At 42.0% G+C, this 17,617-nt stretch carries 21 protein-coding genes and 2 tRNA genes; 9 read left to right on the top strand and 14 right to left on the bottom strand.

Translation table 11 applies throughout. From position 1 onward, the window contains the following. The first annotated feature begins 98 nt into the window (after positions 1-98). Positions 99-482 carry a hypothetical protein gene (locus P8O70_21890; protein ID MDG2199495.1) on the top strand — a complete coding sequence of 128 codons (384 nt, stop codon included), beginning with the start codon at positions 99-101 and terminating at the stop codon, positions 480-482. A 211-nt stretch (positions 483-693) separates the two neighbouring features. Here the strand turns inward: P8O70_21890 and P8O70_21895 are convergent, their stop codons facing one another. The 10 genes from P8O70_21895 to pgsA form a co-directional block, all read right to left on the bottom strand. After that, positions 694-945 carry a hypothetical protein gene (locus tag P8O70_21895; protein ID MDG2199496.1) on the bottom strand — a complete coding sequence of 84 codons (252 nt, stop codon included), beginning with the start codon at positions 943-945 and terminating at the stop codon, positions 694-696. A 75-nt stretch (positions 946-1,020) separates the two neighbouring features. Beyond that, on the bottom strand, positions 1,021-1,332 hold the full coding sequence (locus tag P8O70_21900) for a hypothetical protein (protein ID MDG2199497.1): 312 nt from the start codon (positions 1,330-1,332) through the stop codon (positions 1,021-1,023). Positions 1,333-1,489: 157 nt separating this feature from the next. Next, a tRNA-Asp gene (locus tag P8O70_21905) sits at positions 1,490-1,566 on the bottom strand. Between the two features lie 29 nt (positions 1,567-1,595). Beyond that, positions 1,596-1,671: transfer RNA gene (locus tag P8O70_21910), tRNA-Val, on the bottom strand. 50 nt (positions 1,672-1,721) lie between these two features. Further along, a complete protein-coding gene (gene lspA / locus P8O70_21915; GenBank protein ID MDG2199498.1) occupies positions 1,722-2,207 on the bottom strand; it encodes a signal peptidase II in 486 nt (161 codons plus the stop codon). Continuing rightward, a complete protein-coding gene (gene hisS / locus P8O70_21920; protein MDG2199499.1) occupies positions 2,204-3,493 on the bottom strand; it encodes a histidine--tRNA ligase in 1,290 nt (429 codons plus the stop codon). Before hisS ends, lspA begins: the two co-directional genes overlap by 4 nt. A 10-nt stretch (positions 3,494-3,503) precedes the next feature. Then, a complete protein-coding gene (locus tag P8O70_21925) occupies positions 3,504-4,433 on the bottom strand; it encodes a uracil-DNA glycosylase (GenBank protein MDG2199500.1) in 930 nt (309 codons plus the stop codon). Positions 4,434-4,562: 129 nt separating this feature from the next. Further along, positions 4,563-5,912 carry an ATP-dependent protease ATPase subunit HslU gene (gene hslU / locus P8O70_21930; GenBank protein ID MDG2199501.1) on the bottom strand — a complete coding sequence of 450 codons (1,350 nt, stop codon included), beginning with the start codon at positions 5,910-5,912 and terminating at the stop codon, positions 4,563-4,565. Between the two features lie 22 nt (positions 5,913-5,934). Next, positions 5,935-6,456, bottom strand: coding sequence for an ATP-dependent protease subunit HslV (gene hslV, locus P8O70_21935; GenBank protein ID MDG2199502.1), 522 nt, complete (start codon positions 6,454-6,456; stop codon positions 5,935-5,937). Positions 6,457-6,488: 32 nt separating this feature from the next. Further along, the gene (gene pgsA, locus P8O70_21940; protein MDG2199503.1) at positions 6,489-7,061 is read right to left on the bottom strand and encodes a CDP-diacylglycerol--glycerol-3-phosphate 3-phosphatidyltransferase; all 573 of its coding nucleotides are present in this window, start codon (positions 7,059-7,061) and stop codon (positions 6,489-6,491) included. A 148-nt stretch (positions 7,062-7,209) separates the two neighbouring features. Between pgsA and hemA the strand changes: the two genes are divergently transcribed. From hemA to P8O70_21970, 6 genes are all read left to right on the top strand, one after another. Further along, positions 7,210-8,532, top strand: a complete 1,323-nt coding sequence (gene hemA, locus P8O70_21945) for a glutamyl-tRNA reductase (protein MDG2199504.1) — start codon at positions 7,210-7,212, stop codon at positions 8,530-8,532. Further along, entirely contained in the window at positions 8,526-9,449 is a 924-nt protein-coding gene (gene hemC, locus P8O70_21950) for a hydroxymethylbilane synthase (GenBank protein ID MDG2199505.1), read from the top strand. Before hemA ends, hemC begins: the two co-directional genes overlap by 7 nt. 2 nt (positions 9,450-9,451) lie before the next feature. Continuing rightward, entirely contained in the window at positions 9,452-10,816 is a 1,365-nt protein-coding gene (menE, locus tag P8O70_21955; protein MDG2199506.1) for an o-succinylbenzoate--CoA ligase, read from the top strand. Between the two features lie 238 nt (positions 10,817-11,054). Beyond that, on the top strand, positions 11,055-11,483 hold the full coding sequence (locus P8O70_21960; GenBank protein MDG2199507.1) for a hypothetical protein: 429 nt from the start codon (positions 11,055-11,057) through the stop codon (positions 11,481-11,483). Between the two features lie 282 nt (positions 11,484-11,765). Continuing rightward, a complete protein-coding gene (locus tag P8O70_21965) occupies positions 11,766-12,155 on the top strand; it encodes a hypothetical protein (protein MDG2199508.1) in 390 nt (129 codons plus the stop codon). A 4-nt stretch (positions 12,156-12,159) separates the two neighbouring features. Continuing rightward, positions 12,160-12,816 (top strand): lysophospholipid acyltransferase family protein, encoded by a 657-nt coding sequence (locus tag P8O70_21970; protein ID MDG2199509.1) that lies wholly within the window; start codon positions 12,160-12,162, stop codon positions 12,814-12,816. Here P8O70_21970 and P8O70_21975 read toward each other — a convergent pair. Next, positions 12,800-13,363, bottom strand: a complete 564-nt coding sequence (locus tag P8O70_21975; protein MDG2199510.1) for a LysE family translocator — start codon at positions 13,361-13,363, stop codon at positions 12,800-12,802. The two genes, P8O70_21970 and P8O70_21975, sit on opposite strands and share 17 nt — an antisense overlap. A gap of 190 nt (positions 13,364-13,553) precedes the next feature. After that, a complete protein-coding gene (locus P8O70_21980; protein MDG2199511.1) occupies positions 13,554-14,549 on the bottom strand; it encodes a ChaN family lipoprotein in 996 nt (331 codons plus the stop codon). A 55-nt stretch (positions 14,550-14,604) separates the two neighbouring features. Between P8O70_21980 and P8O70_21985 the strand changes: the two genes are divergently transcribed. After that, positions 14,605-15,201 (top strand): ThiF family adenylyltransferase, encoded by a 597-nt coding sequence (locus P8O70_21985; protein MDG2199512.1) that lies wholly within the window; start codon positions 14,605-14,607, stop codon positions 15,199-15,201. 21 nt (positions 15,202-15,222) lie between these two features. Beyond that, the gene (locus P8O70_21990) at positions 15,223-15,786 is read left to right on the top strand and encodes a rhodanese-like domain-containing protein (protein MDG2199513.1); all 564 of its coding nucleotides are present in this window, start codon (positions 15,223-15,225) and stop codon (positions 15,784-15,786) included. 14 nt (positions 15,787-15,800) lie between these two features. On the opposite strand, the gene P8O70_21995 is transcribed toward P8O70_21990, so the two are convergent. Next, positions 15,801-16,241, bottom strand: a complete 441-nt coding sequence (locus tag P8O70_21995; protein MDG2199514.1) for a hypothetical protein — start codon at positions 16,239-16,241, stop codon at positions 15,801-15,803. A 65-nt stretch (positions 16,242-16,306) separates the two neighbouring features. Beyond that, entirely contained in the window at positions 16,307-17,557 is a 1,251-nt protein-coding gene (locus P8O70_22000; GenBank protein ID MDG2199515.1) for a MotA/TolQ/ExbB proton channel family protein, read from the bottom strand. Between the last annotated feature and the right edge of the window lie 60 nt (positions 17,558-17,617).

Here is a 17,617-nt window from a genome sequence, read left to right on the forward strand (position 1 = left end):
CCTTCCGGCCATTTCATCGCCTGGGTTGATATCCCGCAATACTCTTTAATGATGTTCGCCAGGAGCACCAGCACGATTTAGGTCTTGGGAAAAGGAGATTGATCATTCTCCCAGCGCACCACGGTACTACAGGCAACACAAAAAGCACGGGCCAAGTGGGCCTGCGTCCAAGGAATTTTACACAAAACTCTCGAAACCACTGGCTACGAGACGGGCTGCAAAGAAAGTCTGGATCCAGATCAACAAGGGATACCGGTGCAGTCATCGAGGCATCTCCAAGGCAATACTACTTAGGGCAGCGCAGAGGGTGGGGGGCACAAAATCAGAGACCTATTGCTAGTAGTTTATCCGGCCCCCAATTTACGGGGAGAATTTTACTAAGGCCGCATGGCGAGGCACTAGGTGCTATTTTTGGCGGGGACGGGATATCTTCCAAGGTGAAACCACTATGGCTGCTTCACGTACACGATGCTTCCAATTGAGGTGGTATTGGCTCTTTCTGCTTAAGAATCTAAGGGGTGATCTTGTGGATGTGTGTAGACATGCCTTGGTAGGTGCTGGTGTTGCTGATCAATCAGGATAACAACATGAAGTGAAGATGTAGTAGAGGTAAAGCTGTAACTGAATTCACTCCGGAGTGGTTTTGTGTCCAACCCGGAATGGTTCTAATGACAGAATCTCGGTGTTTAGTTTTCAGTTTTCAGTCAACGTTAGTATTTCCACATCAAATGAATCTGGAACAATCAAACTGCCCATTTGTTCTGCATATTTTTCTTGTCGCATACCCATGTAAGCTTGAAAGTCTTCAGCACTTTCCCAAATTTCCCACATAATGACTCTGTGTTTTTCTTCGTCTACTGACTGCCATACGTGTTTGCAACCTTTGGAACCCCTTGTTATTGGCAAACCTGTAGGGTCAGTTGCCCAAGCCAAAAACTCTGCCATCCTCCCTTCAGTAATACTAACTTTGATTGTTACTGCTGCACTCATACAAACCGTAATTAATTAAATTTTAGTTGATCAATTATGCTGACTGATTGTCATCGGATAATTTAGTAGAGATTCGTCTGAAACAATTGTGAATGTTCCTGTCTCGACCTTCACTCCTGCTTCTATTCTTCTTTGAGTAAGTTCTTCATCTGCCTGGAATTTTTGGAGGTGTTCCATAGATTCAAAACGAATGACTGCATGCAATTTGGTTTCATCATTGGCTTGGGGTCCAGCAAAAACCATAGTCATTCCATATTCCTTCATTTTTTCACCACTTGCTTTGACCATGTCTTTCCAAGTCTGGAACCCTTTGGTGATTTCAATCGTGGTAACAACAAGCATAGTTTCCTTTCAGTAGGTAGTGTTTTTAGGTTAGATGTTGCCCGGCCAAGGAGTGCTCTGAACTTAATTTAAATGTTTGGTGGGGGATACGGTGGGGGAAAAGAACCAGGCTAAACAATATCTGCTGGGAAAGCTTTGAATTGAATCGCTTTTTTCGTGGCGGGGTCGACGGGGCTCGAACCCGCGACCTCTGGCGTGACAGGCCAGCGTTCTGACCAACTGAACTACGACCCCGTACGGATGGGAGCTTTTTTCATTGGGAGTGGTGGGCGCTACAAGGATCGAACTTGTGACCTACGGTTTGTAAGACCGTCGCTCTCCCAGCTGAGCTAAGCGCCCAACGAAAAAGAAGAATAGTATGATCTGTTTTTTTGGAGTGCAAGCTATTTCTATGCTTTGGCAGATCGAACCGATGCCAATGAAGAGGCAATAAAACAGGCAACCCCAAAGCTAATAAAGATGTCAGCTAAATTGTTGACAAAAAAACTAACCTCAAACCAACGGAAATGAAAAAAGTCCGTCACTTGCCCGAACCAAACTCTATCAACAAGATTGCCCATTGCTCCAGGTAAAATCCAGGTTAGTCCCTGCTTGGTCCATTCATCCAGTTCAAGCCAATAGCGCAGTTGATAAAAGATCATCCCAGCAATTGCCAAGACGGAAATTCCAATGAGCAAAGGGAGACGAATCGAATCATTTAAATCTGAGAGGAAACTAAAACTGACCCCACGATTCTGCACATGGGTCAGATCAATCAAATTAGGTATTAAGGTTGTCAATTCATATAAGGGGACATTTGCTCTGATCCAAATTTTCGAGACGAGATCGATTGCTAGCAAAACGGCAATGATGACTGTGGAATGCCATAGTTTCATCCGGCTTTCCCCATCCAGGAGAGGTCTGTGATTCTTGTTAGGGAGTAGGCTTTCTGTTCTCGATTAAACAGGTCACGGATCACGACTTCATCTCTGATGAGCTCATCAGGAAAACAAAACATGGCAAAAGCTACCCCAAGATGATTGGCTTGTTGAAGGGCTTTTTGCATTTTCATTGGTCCGAATTGGGTCTGAACTTTGAGTCCAGCATCTCTTAGCTGATGGGCAACGCCCATCGCAATTTCATCTTGTTGGGAATCTAGAGCAAAGATCACCAGATCCAGTTCTTGTTTCAAGTCTGGTAGTTTTTTGTTTTCCTCAAGAATCTCCAAAATAACAACATCTCCAAAACCAAAGCCAACTGCTGGAATGGCAGGTCCCCCAAAGGCTGAGAGGAGGGAGTCATAACGACCTCCTCCACTGATTGCACGTGAAGATTTAGTGGGAGTGTTGACCTCAAAGACCGTACCAGTGTAGTAGGACAAGCCTCTGACGATAGAGATGTCGAACTGTAGGTAAGCTCCTAATCCCATTTTCTGAAACTGATCCAAGATATTTTTCAGTTCATTGAGGACATCCTGATCATCCAGTCGCTCAGCCACAGCTTCAAAATCAGGTAATTCAAGGAAGTGAATGAGTTGAGAGGCTTGATTGTCGTTAAGTCCTTGAATTGAGAGTTCAGAGCGTAGCGCATCAACAGACAATTTATCCCTTTTGTCTAGGACAACGAGCACAGATTTTTGAAGATCCTGAGGTACCTTCAACTGTTCCAGCATGGCATTCAGTAAGCGCCGATCATTGATGAAGATTCGAAAATCCTGCGAATCAAGTCCAAGTTCCTTCAAGGATCGAATGAGGGTACTGATGATTTCTAATTCAGCAAGAATCGTGGGTTCGCCAATGATGTCCAAATTCCATTGGTAGTGCTCACGTTTCCTACCTCGAGTCATCCTCTCGTAGCGAAAGCATTGTGGGATTGAGAACCATCGTACTGGGTAACTAAGAGATTTTTGCTTCTGTAGAATCATTCTTGCCAAAGATGGCGTCATCTCTGGGCGTAGGCTCAATCTACGGGCGCTGTTGTCTACAAAGTTATACAGTTGCTGGCTAATCTCATCCCCCGCTTTTCTAATATATAAGGCCTCGTGTTCTAAAACACAGGCATCATATTCTTCAAAACCAGCTTGCTGTGCGGACTTGCGCCAGGTGTTGAAAAGCCAATTTCGGAGTCTTAACTGTGGAGGGTAAAAATCGCGAGTGCCTTTTACCGGTTGGAGATCAATCATGCTCAGTTAATCAATGAGGGAAAGCGTATTCGGAAATTTTCTGAAAATCTTGCCAAGCCTCGTGCATTGCGTTTGGATTTCTGAGTAAGTAAGAAGGGTGGAAAGTTGGAAGGATATTCCAATTGCGATATTTCTTTAGGCTTCCTCTTGATTTTGTGATTCCTGGACTACCAGGTAGCAGGGCTTGTGTAGGGACATTGCCGAGGGTAACAATCAACTTTGGGTTCACCAACTCTATCTGACGTTCGAGAATCCCCATACAATGTGCGATTTCATCGGACGTAGGATTTCTATTATTTGGGGGTCGGCACTTTACAACATTAGTCACATAAACATCTTCACGATCCAATCCAATCACATCAATCATTCGATCCAAAAGCTTGCCTGCTTTTCCCACAAAAGGAAGACCAAGTCTGTCTTCATCGGCTCCAGGTCCCTCTCCCACGAACAGCAATAAGCTTCCCTCATTACCTGAACCAAAAACGAACTGATTTCTTGTTGGTCCAAGTGAGCAACGTTGGCACTCTGAGTTTTGCTGACAGAGATCAGAAAGTGTTTCAACTTTTGAGTGATCCCGAAGCCCATTTTGAACTCTCTTGATCGATTCGGGTTCTCTGTACACAGGTACTTTTGAGGAAGGTGGGCAGAAATCTATATCTCCTACATTACTGACCTCTTCCCGAGCTTGCGCACAAGAAATCGCTAATTGCTGCTTCAGATTTTGCAAACTGATGGCATTTTTTTCTGATCCACTTAGCTCCACAAAATTAAGTTCTTTTCCCGAGTCAGCAGCATTGTGGGGAACTAGCTCATACAACCCATCAATCAGTTCACACAGTTCAACTTTTGGGAGCGACTCCTGGTTCAGATAATGACAATCTTTTTTCTGCAGCCACTTCAGCTGATTTTCTAGATAGAGTAGCAGGGTAGGATAATCCACAGAAAAAGCTTTGTGGGTGAGAATTTAGTTAAGACGTAAGCAGTCAAACAAAATTTTGATTTTGATCCAAAACCAAAATTTATCAAAAATCTATGATGACATGTCCATGTTGCTTTGCAAGAAATGAATCTAAAGAATGTAACGACTAAGGTCTTGATTTTTCAGTAAACTTGAAACTCTACCTTGTATATATTCGGGGGTGATTTTAATGGTTTGACCACTAAGCTTAGGGGCTTCAAAGCTAACTTCTTCAAGCAATTGCTCCATAACCGTGTGAAGTCTTCTGGCACCAATATTTTCAGATTCTGCATTGATCACGAAGGCAATCCGTGCGATTTCGCGAATTGAATCGTCCGAAAATTCGAGCTCGACCTCTTCGGTTTGCATTAGCATTGTGTATTGCTTGATCAAAGCGTTCCGAGGTTCTGTGAGTATTTTTACAAAATCTTTTTCGCTGAGTGCCTTGAGTTCCACACGAATGGGGAATCTACCTTGTAGTTCGGGAATCAAGTCTGATGGTTTTGCCAGATGAAAAGCGCCAGCGGCAATGAACAGAATGTGTTCAGTACGAACAGGACCATATTTCGTATTGATGGTGGAACCTTCAACGATAGGCAAAAGATCTCTTTGAACCCCCTCACGGGAGACATCAGGACCTTGAGTAGCCCCTCTTCTACTTGCGACTTTGTCAATTTCATCAAGAAAAACAATGCCAGTTTGTTCCACCCTCGTAACCGCCTCTCTTGAAACCTCATCCATATCAATCAATTTACTAACTTCTTCTTGCTGAAGAATAGTTTTGGCCTCAGAAATTTTGGTTTTTCTACGTTTCTTTCGCTTGGGCATGAAATTCGAGAGCATATCCCGGATATTCATGTCCATATTGTCATTCATCGAAACGGGCATGAACTCAAGCATAGGAGTGTTACCCCGCTCCGCAACTTCTAGATCAATCTGTTTATCATCCAGCAAACCATCACGAAGTTTTTGACGAAATTTCTCTCTTGTTCCCTGATTTTCTGGTACGCCTTGCTCGTCCTTTTGGGGATTCGGTAATAAAAGATCCAGCAAGCGATCCTCAGTAAGCAGCGCTGCCTCTTCGGTTTTCCGATGCATGTGTTCTTGCTTCACCATCCCAATTGCAGCCTCTGTTAGATCTCTAATCATCGATTCTACATCTCTACCTACATAGCCAACTTCAGTAAATTTTGAGGCTTCTACTTTAAGGAAAGGAGCATTGACGAGCTTAGCAATCCGTCTGGCTATCTCAGTCTTACCAACACCAGTTGCACCAATCATGATTATATTTTTTGGTAGAATTTCGTCCTTAATATCTTCAGGAAGCTGCATCCTACGCCATCGGTTTCTAAGGGCTACCGCAACAGCTTTTTTAGCATCAGATTGACCGATGATGTATGAATCAAGGGCTTCAACGATTTCGTGTGGTGTCTGATTGTGTTCTGGTAGTTGAATTTCCATGAAAACTATTGGAGGTTGGTGATTAGATCTCAATTTCTTCGAATTGTATTTGGCTATTGGTATAGATGCAAATATCAGCAGCGATCTGCATAGATTTCTCTGTGATTTCCCTTGCCCCCATTTCTGTATCGATGAGTGCCCTTGCTGCAGATAGTGCGTACATTCCCCCTGAGCCAATTCCAATCAAGCCATCGTCAGGCTCGATCACATCTCCATTTCCCGAAATAATCAGAGATGCTTCTTCACTACACACCGCTAGCAAGGCCTCTAAACTTCTCAGCATTTTGTTCGTGCGCCACTCCTTTGCCAATTCGACGGCAGATCTTATGAGGCGCCCATTGTATTGCTCCAGCTTCTCATCAAATTTTTCAAAAAGTGTAAAAGCGTCAGCGGTAGAGCCAGCAAATCCTGCGATGACTTTGCCATCAAAGGTTCTACGGATTTTTCTGGCTGATGCCTTGGTAACAGTATTTCCCATTGAAACCTGGCCATCACCAGCCATCACGACACGATTGTTTTTCCTAACAGAAAGTATTGTAGTCATAAATCAATATAAAAAAATTACCAAAAAGCGGCCTAATTTGATTCGAAGTAAAACTCACGAAAGTATTGCCAGCCTGTCCAAAGAGTCACACCTGTAGAAAACCAAAGTAAGATGATACCAATCTCATGGCAGGGAAGCCACAATGTTGGATAGTGAATCATCAAGAATCCAACTGCGAACATCTGGGAAAAAGTTTTCAATTTTCCCCCAGAGTTCGCTGAGATGACCCTACCCTCAGCTGCTGCAACAGACCTCAGACCTGTAATAGCAAGCTCTCTCATTAAGATCAAAGTGACAAGAGCACCTGGTGCCCGATCCACTTCGACAAGAGCAATCATGAGTGAAGCCAACAAAATTTTATCAGCTACCGGATCTAGGAGTTTCCCCAATCGACTGGTATTGTTTTGATATCGAGCAAGTACTCCGTCCCAATAGTCTGTCAGGCAAGCTAAGACATAGAGAACCCAGGTTGCTAGTAGGATCCAATGATCTTCACGGTAACCATAGATCAATCCATACACTATTGGGACGACAAAAATTCTGAGGAGAGTCAGTTGATTTGGAGTCACCCAACGAGAGAAGAACGATAATAATTTGGATGACATCCTGCTTGCTGTCTATGTTGAAATTAGGTTATATTTGAAAGTTAATCTTAAAATTTATTCTATTCGATCAGTCATGTCTATCATCAATTCAGGCTAGACTTTCTCGGTTAAGTTTTTTGTAGATCATTTTGAAAGCTTAGGAAGCAGCGTGGAAGTTGGAGTTTTAGGTTGGAGTTATAAGAAAACTTCAGTTGAGTTGAGGGACAAAATTGCCCTTTCAGTTGTTGAGCAAGCCGAACTTGCTGATCGACTAAAAAACTCGTTGCCAATCGAAGAATTAACGATCCTATCAACCTGCAATCGTACAGAATTTTATTTTTCTGCGAGAGAAATCAAACCGATTTCCAGCGAACTATTAGAATTTTTGGTAAAACGTTGGGACTTAGAAGAATTAAAAAAACAAGCCTACCAAATACAAGATGTTGAGACGGCTCGGCATCTATTCAGGGTAGCATCAAGCTTAGATTCGATGGTCTTGGGTGAACCTCAAATTTTAGGTCAACTCAAAGAAGCATTCCAAAGATTTCAGGATCTAGGGTGGGTCGGTGGAAGATTCAATTACCTCTTTCCTATTGCCTTTCACACTGCAAAAAGAGTTAGAACAGAAACTGGGATTTCAAATTATGCTGTTTCAATAAGTTTTGCTGCTGTAGAACTTGCCAAAAGAATTTTTAGCGATTTGAGTCAGCAGCGAGTTCTTATAATTGGTGCAGGGGAAATGGCAGAATTGGCACTTCAGAATCTGAAGAGTCACGGTGTTGCAGATGTGATGGTGACGAACCGTACCTACACAAATGCTGAAAATTTGGCTGAGAAATTCGCAGGAACAGCCATTCCATTTGAACAGCTTGAGAATCGGCTGTGTGAAGCCGACATCATTATTTCTTCTACTGGGGCAAGGCACTTTGTATTAACTCAGTCGATGGTTCGGAAATGCCTAAAAAACCGAAGAGGAAGAGCCATGTTTTTCATCGACATTGCGGTACCAAGAGATATTGAACCAGAAATAAATGATCTGCCTGGAGCGTACTGTTACGATATTGATGACTTACAGAATGTTGTTCAAAAGAACCAAGAAGAAAGGATAAGACAAGCAGAACAAGCGGATAAAATTTTAGAAGATGAGATTGCTAGGGTCCAAGATTGGTTTTTGACTAGAACTGCTGTCCCCACGATTCGTAAAATCCGCAATGAATTTGAACATATTAGCCAGACAGAATTAGAAAAAACTCTCCTCCAATTATCACATCTGAGCGATAAAGACATAGACTTGGTAACCAGTCTCGTTCATAGAATTACGCAAAAAATTCTACACAAGCCCACAATGAATATGAAAGCCTTGTCTAAAGAAGAAGACAGGTCGCTGCAACTTCAAGTTTTGCTAGATGTTTTTTCCGAAAAGGAAGCCAATAAAAAATTGTTGGATGAGAAAAAACCGAATCTGAAGTTGGTGAGAGGGTCAAAATCCTGATGATATTACGTATTGCCACTAGAGAAAGTAGACTAGCTCTTTGGCAAGCGAACTGGATTCGAGAAAAGATTCTAGCAGAATTCCCTGAGCTGGATGTCCAACTAGTTCCAATGAAAACTGAGGGAGATCAGAGGCTTGATCGTTCACTTGCCGATATTGGGGGCAAGGGACTTTTCATCAAGGAACTGGAACAAGCTCTTTTAGATCATCGTGCAGATCTTGCCGTCCACAGCATGAAAGATTTAACTACGGAGTTCCCACCGTCCCTGGAACTTTCAGTGATTACAGAGAGGGATGACCCAAATGATGCGCTGGTTTCCAATAAGTTTACTAACATCAATGAGCTGCCAGATGGGGCCGTGATGGGCACGAGTTCATTGAGAAGAAAGTCTCAATTGCGCCATTTTTACCCAAATCTAAAGATCAAGAATTTACGGGGAAATTTGGATACGCGACTGAGAAAGCTAGATGATGGAGAATATGACGCAATTATTCTTGCTGTCGCGGGATTAAAGCGATTAGGCCTCAAAGAAAGAATCGCTCAAGTAATCCCTCACTCTGTAATGCTTCCGGCTATTGCTCAGGGAGCTATTGGAATAGAAACGCGTTCAGGCGACCAAGATACGCTTCAATGGATAAAGCCATTGAGGCATACAAAAACGGAGAGAGAATTGATCTGTGAACGCACGGTCCTCTCTGGCTTAAGCGGTAATTGCCATGTTCCCATTTCAGGATTTTGCGTTGAAAAGCAAGGAGAACTCCATCTTGAGGCAAGAATTGGAGATCCTGATGGCAGGGAATTGCTAGTGGCTCAGGGGGCTGGATTACTCGAAGAACCAGAGAAACTTGGTAAGGAGGTAACTAATCAATTAATCACACAGGGAGCTGAAAAGATACTTGAATTATTTAGAAGTTAACAGTGGACCTGCCTCTCAACATATCTGCCCTTCAAGACTTTACCCTCCAAAATTTTTCCAAAAAAAAATGTCTTTCTGATGAAGGTACCTCTCTGACGTTCGAAGAATTTTGGAACATCGTTGGTATCAAAAGTAAAGAGTTTCATCAGCAAAGCTCCAAAGCCCCAATCGCAATATTCACTGAAAATTCAATCGCCACTCTCATCGATTTCTTTGCAATTTGGAAAGCAGGTGGAGTCGTTGTTCCACTGAATCCAAAACTTTCCCATTCTCAGAAAGAAAAAATTTTAGAGCAAATTCGTCCATTGAGAGCAATTGAATCCATGGAAAATCAGGCAAACAGGTTTCTCAAACCTGTTTGCCTCCCTAACGAGGTAGATCTTTTAACAGCTACTTCTGGCACTACAGGATTCCCAAAGTTGGTTGCTCTCTCTATTGCCAATTTTATTTGGAGTGCTAAAGGATCGTCTGAAAATATTCCGGTTGATCCAAATGACAACTGGTTGATCAGCCTACCCTTATTTCATGTGGGGGGGATGTCCATTATTTTCAGAACCATGCTTGCAGGCGGAACTGCAATCATTTCTCCTAAGCTCCTAAATGCCGATTTTATTGATCAGAATAGAATTACACATTTTTCGTTAGTAGCTACTCAACTTGCTCGCTTTATTCAAACTGAAGTTCCTTTAAATAAAGAGACGAAAGCGATCCTCTTAGGTGGATCGAAAATACCCCAGGTCCTGATTCAAAAATCCATTGAGTTAAATCTACCGATTCATACGAGTTATGGCTGCTCAGAAATGGCTTCTCAGGTTTGTACGACATCTAAAGGTGCAACAATGCGTGAACTGATGACAGCGGGGAAGGTATTGGCCGGCCGTCAGGTGAAAATTGACCAAGATGGGAGGATTCAACTCAATGGAAAAACAAAGTTCCTTGGATATTGGCATAATCACGAACTACTGAAGCCTTTTGATGAAGAAGGGTGGTTTACCACCAATGATCTAGGCAAGTTTGACAAGAATAGATTGTTGAAAGTAATTGGGAGGTTAGATCGAATGTTTATTTCAGGTGGGGAGAATATTCACCCTGAACAAATTGAGCAGGCTTTAATTAATATCGTGGGCATCACGAATGCCCTAGTTATTGATATGCCCAGTGAAACTTATGGATCCCGTCCGGTGGCTTTTTTGCAAGGACAGAAGAATTACAGTGATCCAGATCTTAGAAAGCTACTTAGTGAAAATCTGATGCCTTTCGAGATTCCAGATGTTTTTCTTGATTGGCCCTCTCAGGAATTTTCTCTAAAGCCTTGTCTAGACCAGTTCCGGCGAATTGCCCAAAAAAGAATCTCCATATGCAACTGAAATGCTGAGAAAAAAATTATTTTCTTCAATCTTGTTTATTCTTTTACCTTTCACAATCTGGTCTTTAGAAAGGACTAGCCGGCCTGTTCAGTTACAACTAGTCAATTTTAGTGGAGTGGCATTGGGATATCACGTTTCAGATTCGATTTTTCTTGGATACACCTATGTCTCTTCAATGGATCTGACATTGGAACCTCAGAACCCAAGCACTCTTTACGGTCAAGACTACGTTGAAAAGGTGGATGTAGAAGAGAAGCAGGATCAAGCTCTTGAGTTGCGGATTAGTCCCTTTGATAACGGGCTTTATTTTTCTATTGGTGCTCTTTCAACTGGAAGCAAATTTCAAGAGGTCACCTTCGAAAAAAGAAATCGTGTACTGCCTAACGATACTCAACTATCCGACACCAAAATTACTGTTCAAACTGAAGTAAATTCTTGGAGTGGAGTAGGCATTGGATTAGGATATACTGCTATTTGGGATTTTGGTCTTTCGATTGGGCTTGGGCTAATCTTTTCCCCAGTTCAGATAGAACCCGAAATAGTAGTGACAACAGACAATTCAAACGTGTCAGATGCAGATAAACAATCGTTGATAGAGCGAGTTGAAAAAGACTTTGGGAAGCCGAATCCATCTCTCGGTTATTTAGCTATTGGATACAGCTTTTAGGGATTAGCCATGAAGTTATCTCTATTTTTCTTTTTAAGTTTTTTTGTGCTATTTGGGTGTACTCGATCGGATAACTTGCGAATTCGGGCATTGGCTCCCCTGCAAGAGCAATCCAGCGCTGATAATCTTGTGTCCTCTGAAAACAGTGGTGGGGCGATTACGTCGTCCGGGATTAGAACAACGGGTAGATCCTATTCTGTGATTTTCAGTGGGCTTTCAGTCGGAATTACAGAGGTCAGCACAGACAATTCTATTCGGAGCAAGGTAGGCAATGATATAATTTTGAATGAGTTTTTCACAACCAATGCAAAATACAATGAACTCGGGGTAATGTTTGGTGATGAACTTACATTAACGTTGGGAGTTGGTGGGCTTGTATCTGGTTCTGCAGAAGTAAAACTGGATTATGGATCATCACTGAATGCAGCAGTGAATGAAGAAATTCTCAGATCAACAAGTCCATCAGGAAATTCTGCTTTTTTTACTTTTGGCTATGATCTGCAACCCTTCGAAATACTCGCAGGTTGGCGTTGGAATAACTTTAAAGCCAGTTTAAACTCCTCCAACACAAGTCTCGAAACTCTTTCAAATGGAGGAAGTTTAAGTTACCCATCAAAATCTTTCTCTAGACAGACTACCCAAGTAACGGCTGGTTTAGGCATATCTTTCTAAATTAATGGCGCCTGTCTTGGAACTGAATTGGGATAAAAAAATCATATTGTTTGGTATTAAGAAGTTCATTTTCTTCACAGGAGTGACAGCTAAGATTAGTTTGGCTGGAAAAGAGATTATTGATGAGTTGATTGAGCAGCGTCAGCCTTTTATCATTTGTGCTTGGCATCATGATATTTACTTTACCGCTTGGCTACTAAAGAACATAAATTTAACTGCTTTGATCAGTTCTTCGAAGGATGGGGAGTACATCAATCAGATATTGAGTGGCTTTGGATTTAGGGCTGTAAGAGGATCAAGCACTAGGGGAGGAGTAGGTGCAATGAAACAGCTAGTGCGCTGCCTGAAAGACGGGCATTCGGTTGCGATCACACCTGATGGACCTCAAGGGCCAATCCATAAAGTTCAGGAAGGAGTCGTTGCCCTTGCTAAAATGACTGGTGTCCCAATTATTCCATGGAGATATGAAGGCAGTTCTTGCTGGCATCTCAATAGTTGGGATAGTCATAAAATCCCAAAGCCATTTACAAAGATCAGAAGTGTATTTGGCCAACCTGTTTATATCCCGAAATCAGCTTCTAGTTCTGAATTTGGGAAGTATTGTCAGCAATTAGAAATGTTGATGAATGATCTAATTCCTGAGTTCAAACAACAGAGTTAATGTGTTTAATAATAATTTCGAAGGCCATTAAAGCCATCACGATGGACATGGTCTTGCCAATTCGTCTCCTCCAAATTTCATCAGAAATTTGAAAAAGGGAGGTTGAGGCAACCAGAACGACGAGGATGTACCAAACCGCATCGATGACCCCTACCATGACAGCTAAGCCAAGCCAGTTCTGCCATCCAAATATAGTCCCAAGACTTGGGCTAAAAATAGCTAGAAAAAAAATTGTAATCTTGGGATTGAAAAGAACAATCAAGAGTCCGTTCCAAACGGAAGTTTTGTTCACCTGATCTGGTGAGTTATGAGATGAATGCTTAGGCCAGCTTTGAAGAGCTAGCCAACAGAGTAAGCCAGCACCACTAATTTCTAAGATACTTTCAATGGAAGAATAGCTATGTAAAGCCAGGCTTGTGCTAGTTACTATGAGGAGGGCGTAGCTTCCAACTCCTAACCCGTGTAGTAGCGAAGTATAAATTCCAGTTAACTTACCTCCGGACATTGTATTGTTTAAAATCACTGCTAAGCTTGGTCCTGGGCTCATTGCTCCCAAAGCGCACAATAAAGCAATTTTAAGCCATTGTTCTATTTCCAAATGAAATTTAGATCTATAGCCTTCAAAGGCTGGATTGGGTAAGAAAGTTTGTTCTGGTTTCTTTGAATCTGAACAAGAATTGAGATTGTGCCACTTAAAAAAGGCATAAATCTCAGATTTGATTCAGAGTAAAAGTAGTTTATTCAGATTGTTTGCGAAAGGCTTCGCAGGGATCTTCCGTGTCCTGTCGAGGAGTAAACCATAGATAGTCCAAATCTTGTCTGAAAGTTCTGCCATTAATTTCAAACTCAGGCAAATAACTCTCAAGTGATGAGGGTTCTTGACTAATTTCCATCATAAAGAAATTGATCTGTTTGGTTTCAGGGCGAAGATATGCAACACGCTCCGGAATCCCCATCCCGTGCCTGAGGTGCCCGAATCCGACGATCATCACCACAGGGTTTTGATGGTTTGCTTCGAGGGTGTCAACGATGGATTGAGCCATTGCATCGTTGCGAGCAATCCATGCCTGGTACATTCGTCGAAACAGCTCTTCATTTCTATAGCCGCAGTGCGCGTTTGTAAATTCCTCCAACATTAACTCCTCATATTCAGAGTCGTTTAAACCAGTGTCCACTAAAAGTGACAATTCTGTTGGATGAAGATTCTCAATTCCAACTCGGGTTATACGAGATGATAATCCCCAAGGAATGTCTGTGGCAAATGTCGGGAGTTGATTTTTGCGGGCAAGCTCAATCAATTTGAAGTAATAACTCCATTCTTCATCAGAACGATGGTCCCATCCCAGAGCTTGGCGAAGAACTGACTCAGGATTTTGGTCTTTGGACTTCATGTTCATTATTGGCGCATAGGGTTGTGTGAAATTCATCAACAAACTTGTCTGTCCAATTGTGAAAAATTCAAAACCTATCGAAGGACGTTCCCCTTTGCTTATCAAGGTTTCAAGTATCTGTAATTGTATTTCATGTTGACGGGCGTTATCGTGCTTCTCCCCAAAATAAATCACCTCTGAGCCAAGAAAATGCTCAATAAGTTCTTCGTGTTTGATAACTTTTCCGGACTCAATATCCCAAATTGTTTCTAAGAGTGGATCTTCTGAAGCTTGACTAGAAGGGAGACCAAAAAGATAGAATATGAAACTGGAGAGGCAGAATTTGCGAAAAAGTGAATTCATGAATCGTGTTTCAGATGGGGTTGAAAACGCAATTAAACTTATTAAATTTTAGAATATGTCCCAAGAAATCCCAATTGAAGATTTATCTCAAGGTCTTTCTGCTACAGAAGTCAAAAGATACAGCAGGCATCTCAGTCTTTCTGAAGTGGGGCCAGAGGGGCAGCAAAAGCTCAAGAAAAGTAAGGTTCTGATTGTTGGTGCCGGAGGTCTGGGATGCCCAGTAGGACTTTATCTGGCTGCAGCAGGTATAGGTCAATTGGGGATAATTGATCATGATGTCGTCGAAATTTCTAATCTGCAAAGGCAGATTGGCCACTTTGAAAAAAATCTTGGGTTACTGAAAACTAAATCTTTGGCTAAGACTATAACCAGTATCAATCCTCAATCGAGAGTTGAACTGATCTCGGACAAGTTGCAGCACAACAATGCACTTCAAATTGTTCAAAAGTACGATGTCATCGTGGACTGTTCTGATAATTTTCCAACCCGATATTTGGTTAACGATGCAGCGTTCTTCGCCAATAAGCCTTTGGTCACTGCATCAGTACACAAATTTCAGGGGCAACTTGCTGTATTTCGGCCGAAATCAAAGGGTGGGTGTTATCGTTGTCTCTACCCTGTAACCTTGCCTGAATCAATGGCACCTACCTGAACGGAATCTGGAGTCCTGGGCGTGCTCCCAGGCACAATGGGTCTACTGCAGTCAACTGAGGTGCTGAAGTTGGTTTTAGGGATTGGGAATGAGATGGTAGGTCAACTTTTGCTTTATGATGCCTTGGAAGTAGATTTTCGAAAGATTCATGTTCCTCAGGAGAAAACTTGCCAGCTTTGTGGCGCAAATCCACCTATCAAAGATTGGTCAGATGCAGGGAAAGTCCCAGTGATTGAGGAATTTGGATATGAGGAGAGAAAAAATAATGCTGATCAAGTTTCTGCCCAATGGCTGAGTGACGCACTACGAAATGGGAGGCAAATCAGGTTGGTTGATGTTCGGGAGCCTCATGAATGGGAAACTTGTCGATTGAAGGGAGCCGAACATCATCCGGTAAGCAAAATTCAAACAGAGAATTTTTCTAAAGACGTAGAGAAAATAATCGTATTTTATTGCCACAGAGGTGTTCGATCCGAGCGGACTTTAAAGATTTTCCGAGAACTTGGCTATGAAAATTGTCGAAGTCTGATTGGAGGCATTGACGCTTGGGCTGAAGCAATCGAACCGGAAATGCCCCGCTACTGAAGGATTGTACCAAACTATCTGTATGGCACTTCCCAATGCGGCATCATAGGCTCTAAGCCCGCATTCAGACCATCAATTTGCTCAATAATAGAAGTTAATACTTCTGAAGCCAGCACACCATCTGGATAAACAAGCAACAACGGAAAATGTTCAGTTTGCCCAAAATTCCTTTTGATCTCCTTGTTGAGGCGATCGACTCTCAATAAATAGGAAATGAAAACTGGATTTTCCCCTTTTACCTCCCTGAGTAAATCCTCTAAGGCAATCCTTTCTTCTCTATTGGAAAAAAGGTTGTAATACTCAATGTAGTCGCCAAGACATTTTATGTATATGGGTTCTACATATTCAGGCGCACCGATCCATTCAAACTCAACCTGACGCTGTTGAATCATCTCATCGGGAGTAAATCGGCTTATTATCAAGAAACTGATTGAAAGGAATGCCAATACTCCCATTGTGCTCAGCAGAACGCTGAGAAACGGAAAGAGTGGAACGGAAGGATTTGGTGCTCTCCTTCGCATTATACTTGGGGTTTGCTGAGGCTCAAATCTCCCTGCTTCGAATCTGATGGTATTTCTGCAGATTTTTCAGAAACTTTTATTCCAAGTTCCATCTCACTTGATGAAATCGGACCAATTTTACCTTCAGATTGTTCACTTTCAGATTCCAAGGCTTCTGGTGAATCCGATTTATTATTAGGTTCTGAGGGTGCTTTATGAATAATTTCATCACTATAATCTCTTAGCAGAGGCTGCATGCCCTGAATTTGAGCCTGAAGTACTTCTGAATTTTCTGAAACCGAGGTCAAAACGGGTGCTATTCTTTTAAGCCAGTTTTCTGTGAAATCATTGAGATTTGAAAGATGTTCGTTAGTTCTATTCCTGAGTTCCTCATCACCAGGATTAACATGAAGATTTGGCAATAATTCATCTAAGCAATACTCTTCTACTTTAAGCAGAAGATCATCCTGACTTTTTCGAAGTAGAGAAGAAAGAAGCATAATTGGAATAACGCTAACTAGAGCTAGAAATGTGGTATTGAAAGCTATAGATAGACCACTTGTTACGCCACCAAGAGCGGATCGCATCTGGCCACCAATTACAGCTGTATCCATGCTGCGTACAAAGGTTGAAAATTCTCCGACTGACTGCCCAATACCAAAAACAGTTCCAATGAATCCAAGAATGGGAATTGCCCAGATGAGGACATTGATAAGGGTGTATCCGTTCTGAAGTCTGTTGAAATCAATTTCCGCTTGGTAATTCAAGATCTGATGCAACTCTTCTTTTTTAGGAACAACCTTAAGATAATGAAGAATTCTGCGGACTCTTATGAAAAGAACACTTACTTGAAAGCGCTTGATCCGTTGTTTTGCCAGAAAAGTTCCGATCTGCTCAATTCTTTTATCAACATCCTTGACAAATATCCCCTCAGATAGGTAATCAGTTAATTCTTTCTGGCGAAATGCTAGGTAAGTTTTGAGTTGGAGTCGATGATGTCTCCATTTGAAGAAAACAAGAAATAAGGCCCAGCAACTCAGGCCGAATATTATTTCTGATATACGTCCATCAAGAAGATCATGAATATAGTGGCTTTTAATCTGAGGAAGAGGAAAAATTAGATAGAAAACAGAGGTGAAAATTAGTGCAAGCACCAGAGATCTTAAAAGATCTAGCAGATCTGAGGAAGAGCGTTCGGTTATGTAAGTCCCACAATTTTGGCAATAGATTGCTTCATCAGGGTTGTTCCGGGAACAGTTCAAACATTTCATCCAGTTCCTCTATTTTTTTAATTGCTGCAGGTATTCCTCCCATTCAAGTGGAAGTAAATA

It is taken from the genome of SAR324 cluster bacterium (assembly GCA_029245725.1).
Lineage (GTDB): Bacteria > SAR324 > SAR324 > SAR324 > NAC60-12 > JCVI-SCAAA005.

Coding starts and splice junctions, on each gene's coding strand:
- P8O70_21895 (MDG2199496.1), bottom strand. CDS start 945: ATGGCAGAGTTTTTGGCTTGGGCAACTGACCCTACAGGTTTGCCAATA.
- P8O70_21900 (MDG2199497.1), bottom strand. CDS start 1,332: ATGCTTGTTGTTACCACGATTGAAATCACCAAAGGGTTCCAGACTTGG.
- lspA (MDG2199498.1), bottom strand. CDS start 2,207: ATGAAACTATGGCATTCCACAGTCATCATTGCCGTTTTGCTAGCAATC.
- hisS (MDG2199499.1), bottom strand. CDS start 3,493: ATGATTGATCTCCAACCGGTAAAAGGCACTCGCGATTTTTACCCTCCA.
- hslU (MDG2199501.1), bottom strand. CDS start 5,912: ATGGAAATTCAACTACCAGAACACAATCAGACACCACACGAAATCGTT.
- hslV (MDG2199502.1), bottom strand. CDS start 6,456: ATGACTACAATACTTTCTGTTAGGAAAAACAATCGTGTCGTGATGGCT.
- pgsA (MDG2199503.1), bottom strand. CDS start 7,061: ATGTCATCCAAATTATTATCGTTCTTCTCTCGTTGGGTGACTCCAAAT.
- P8O70_21970 (MDG2199509.1), top strand. CDS start 12,160: ATGGCGCCTGTCTTGGAACTGAATTGGGATAAAAAAATCATATTGTTT.
- P8O70_21975 (MDG2199510.1), bottom strand. CDS start 13,363: ATGAGCCCAGGACCAAGCTTAGCAGTGATTTTAAACAATACAATGTCC.
- P8O70_21980 (MDG2199511.1), bottom strand. CDS start 14,549: ATGAATTCACTTTTTCGCAAATTCTGCCTCTCCAGTTTCATATTCTAT.
- P8O70_21985 (MDG2199512.1), top strand. CDS start 14,605: ATGTCCCAAGAAATCCCAATTGAAGATTTATCTCAAGGTCTTTCTGCT.
- P8O70_21995 (MDG2199514.1), bottom strand. CDS start 16,241: ATGGGAGTATTGGCATTCCTTTCAATCAGTTTCTTGATAATAAGCCGA.
- P8O70_22000 (MDG2199515.1), bottom strand. CDS start 17,557: ATGAAATGTTTGAACTGTTCCCGGAACAACCCTGATGAAGCAATCTAT.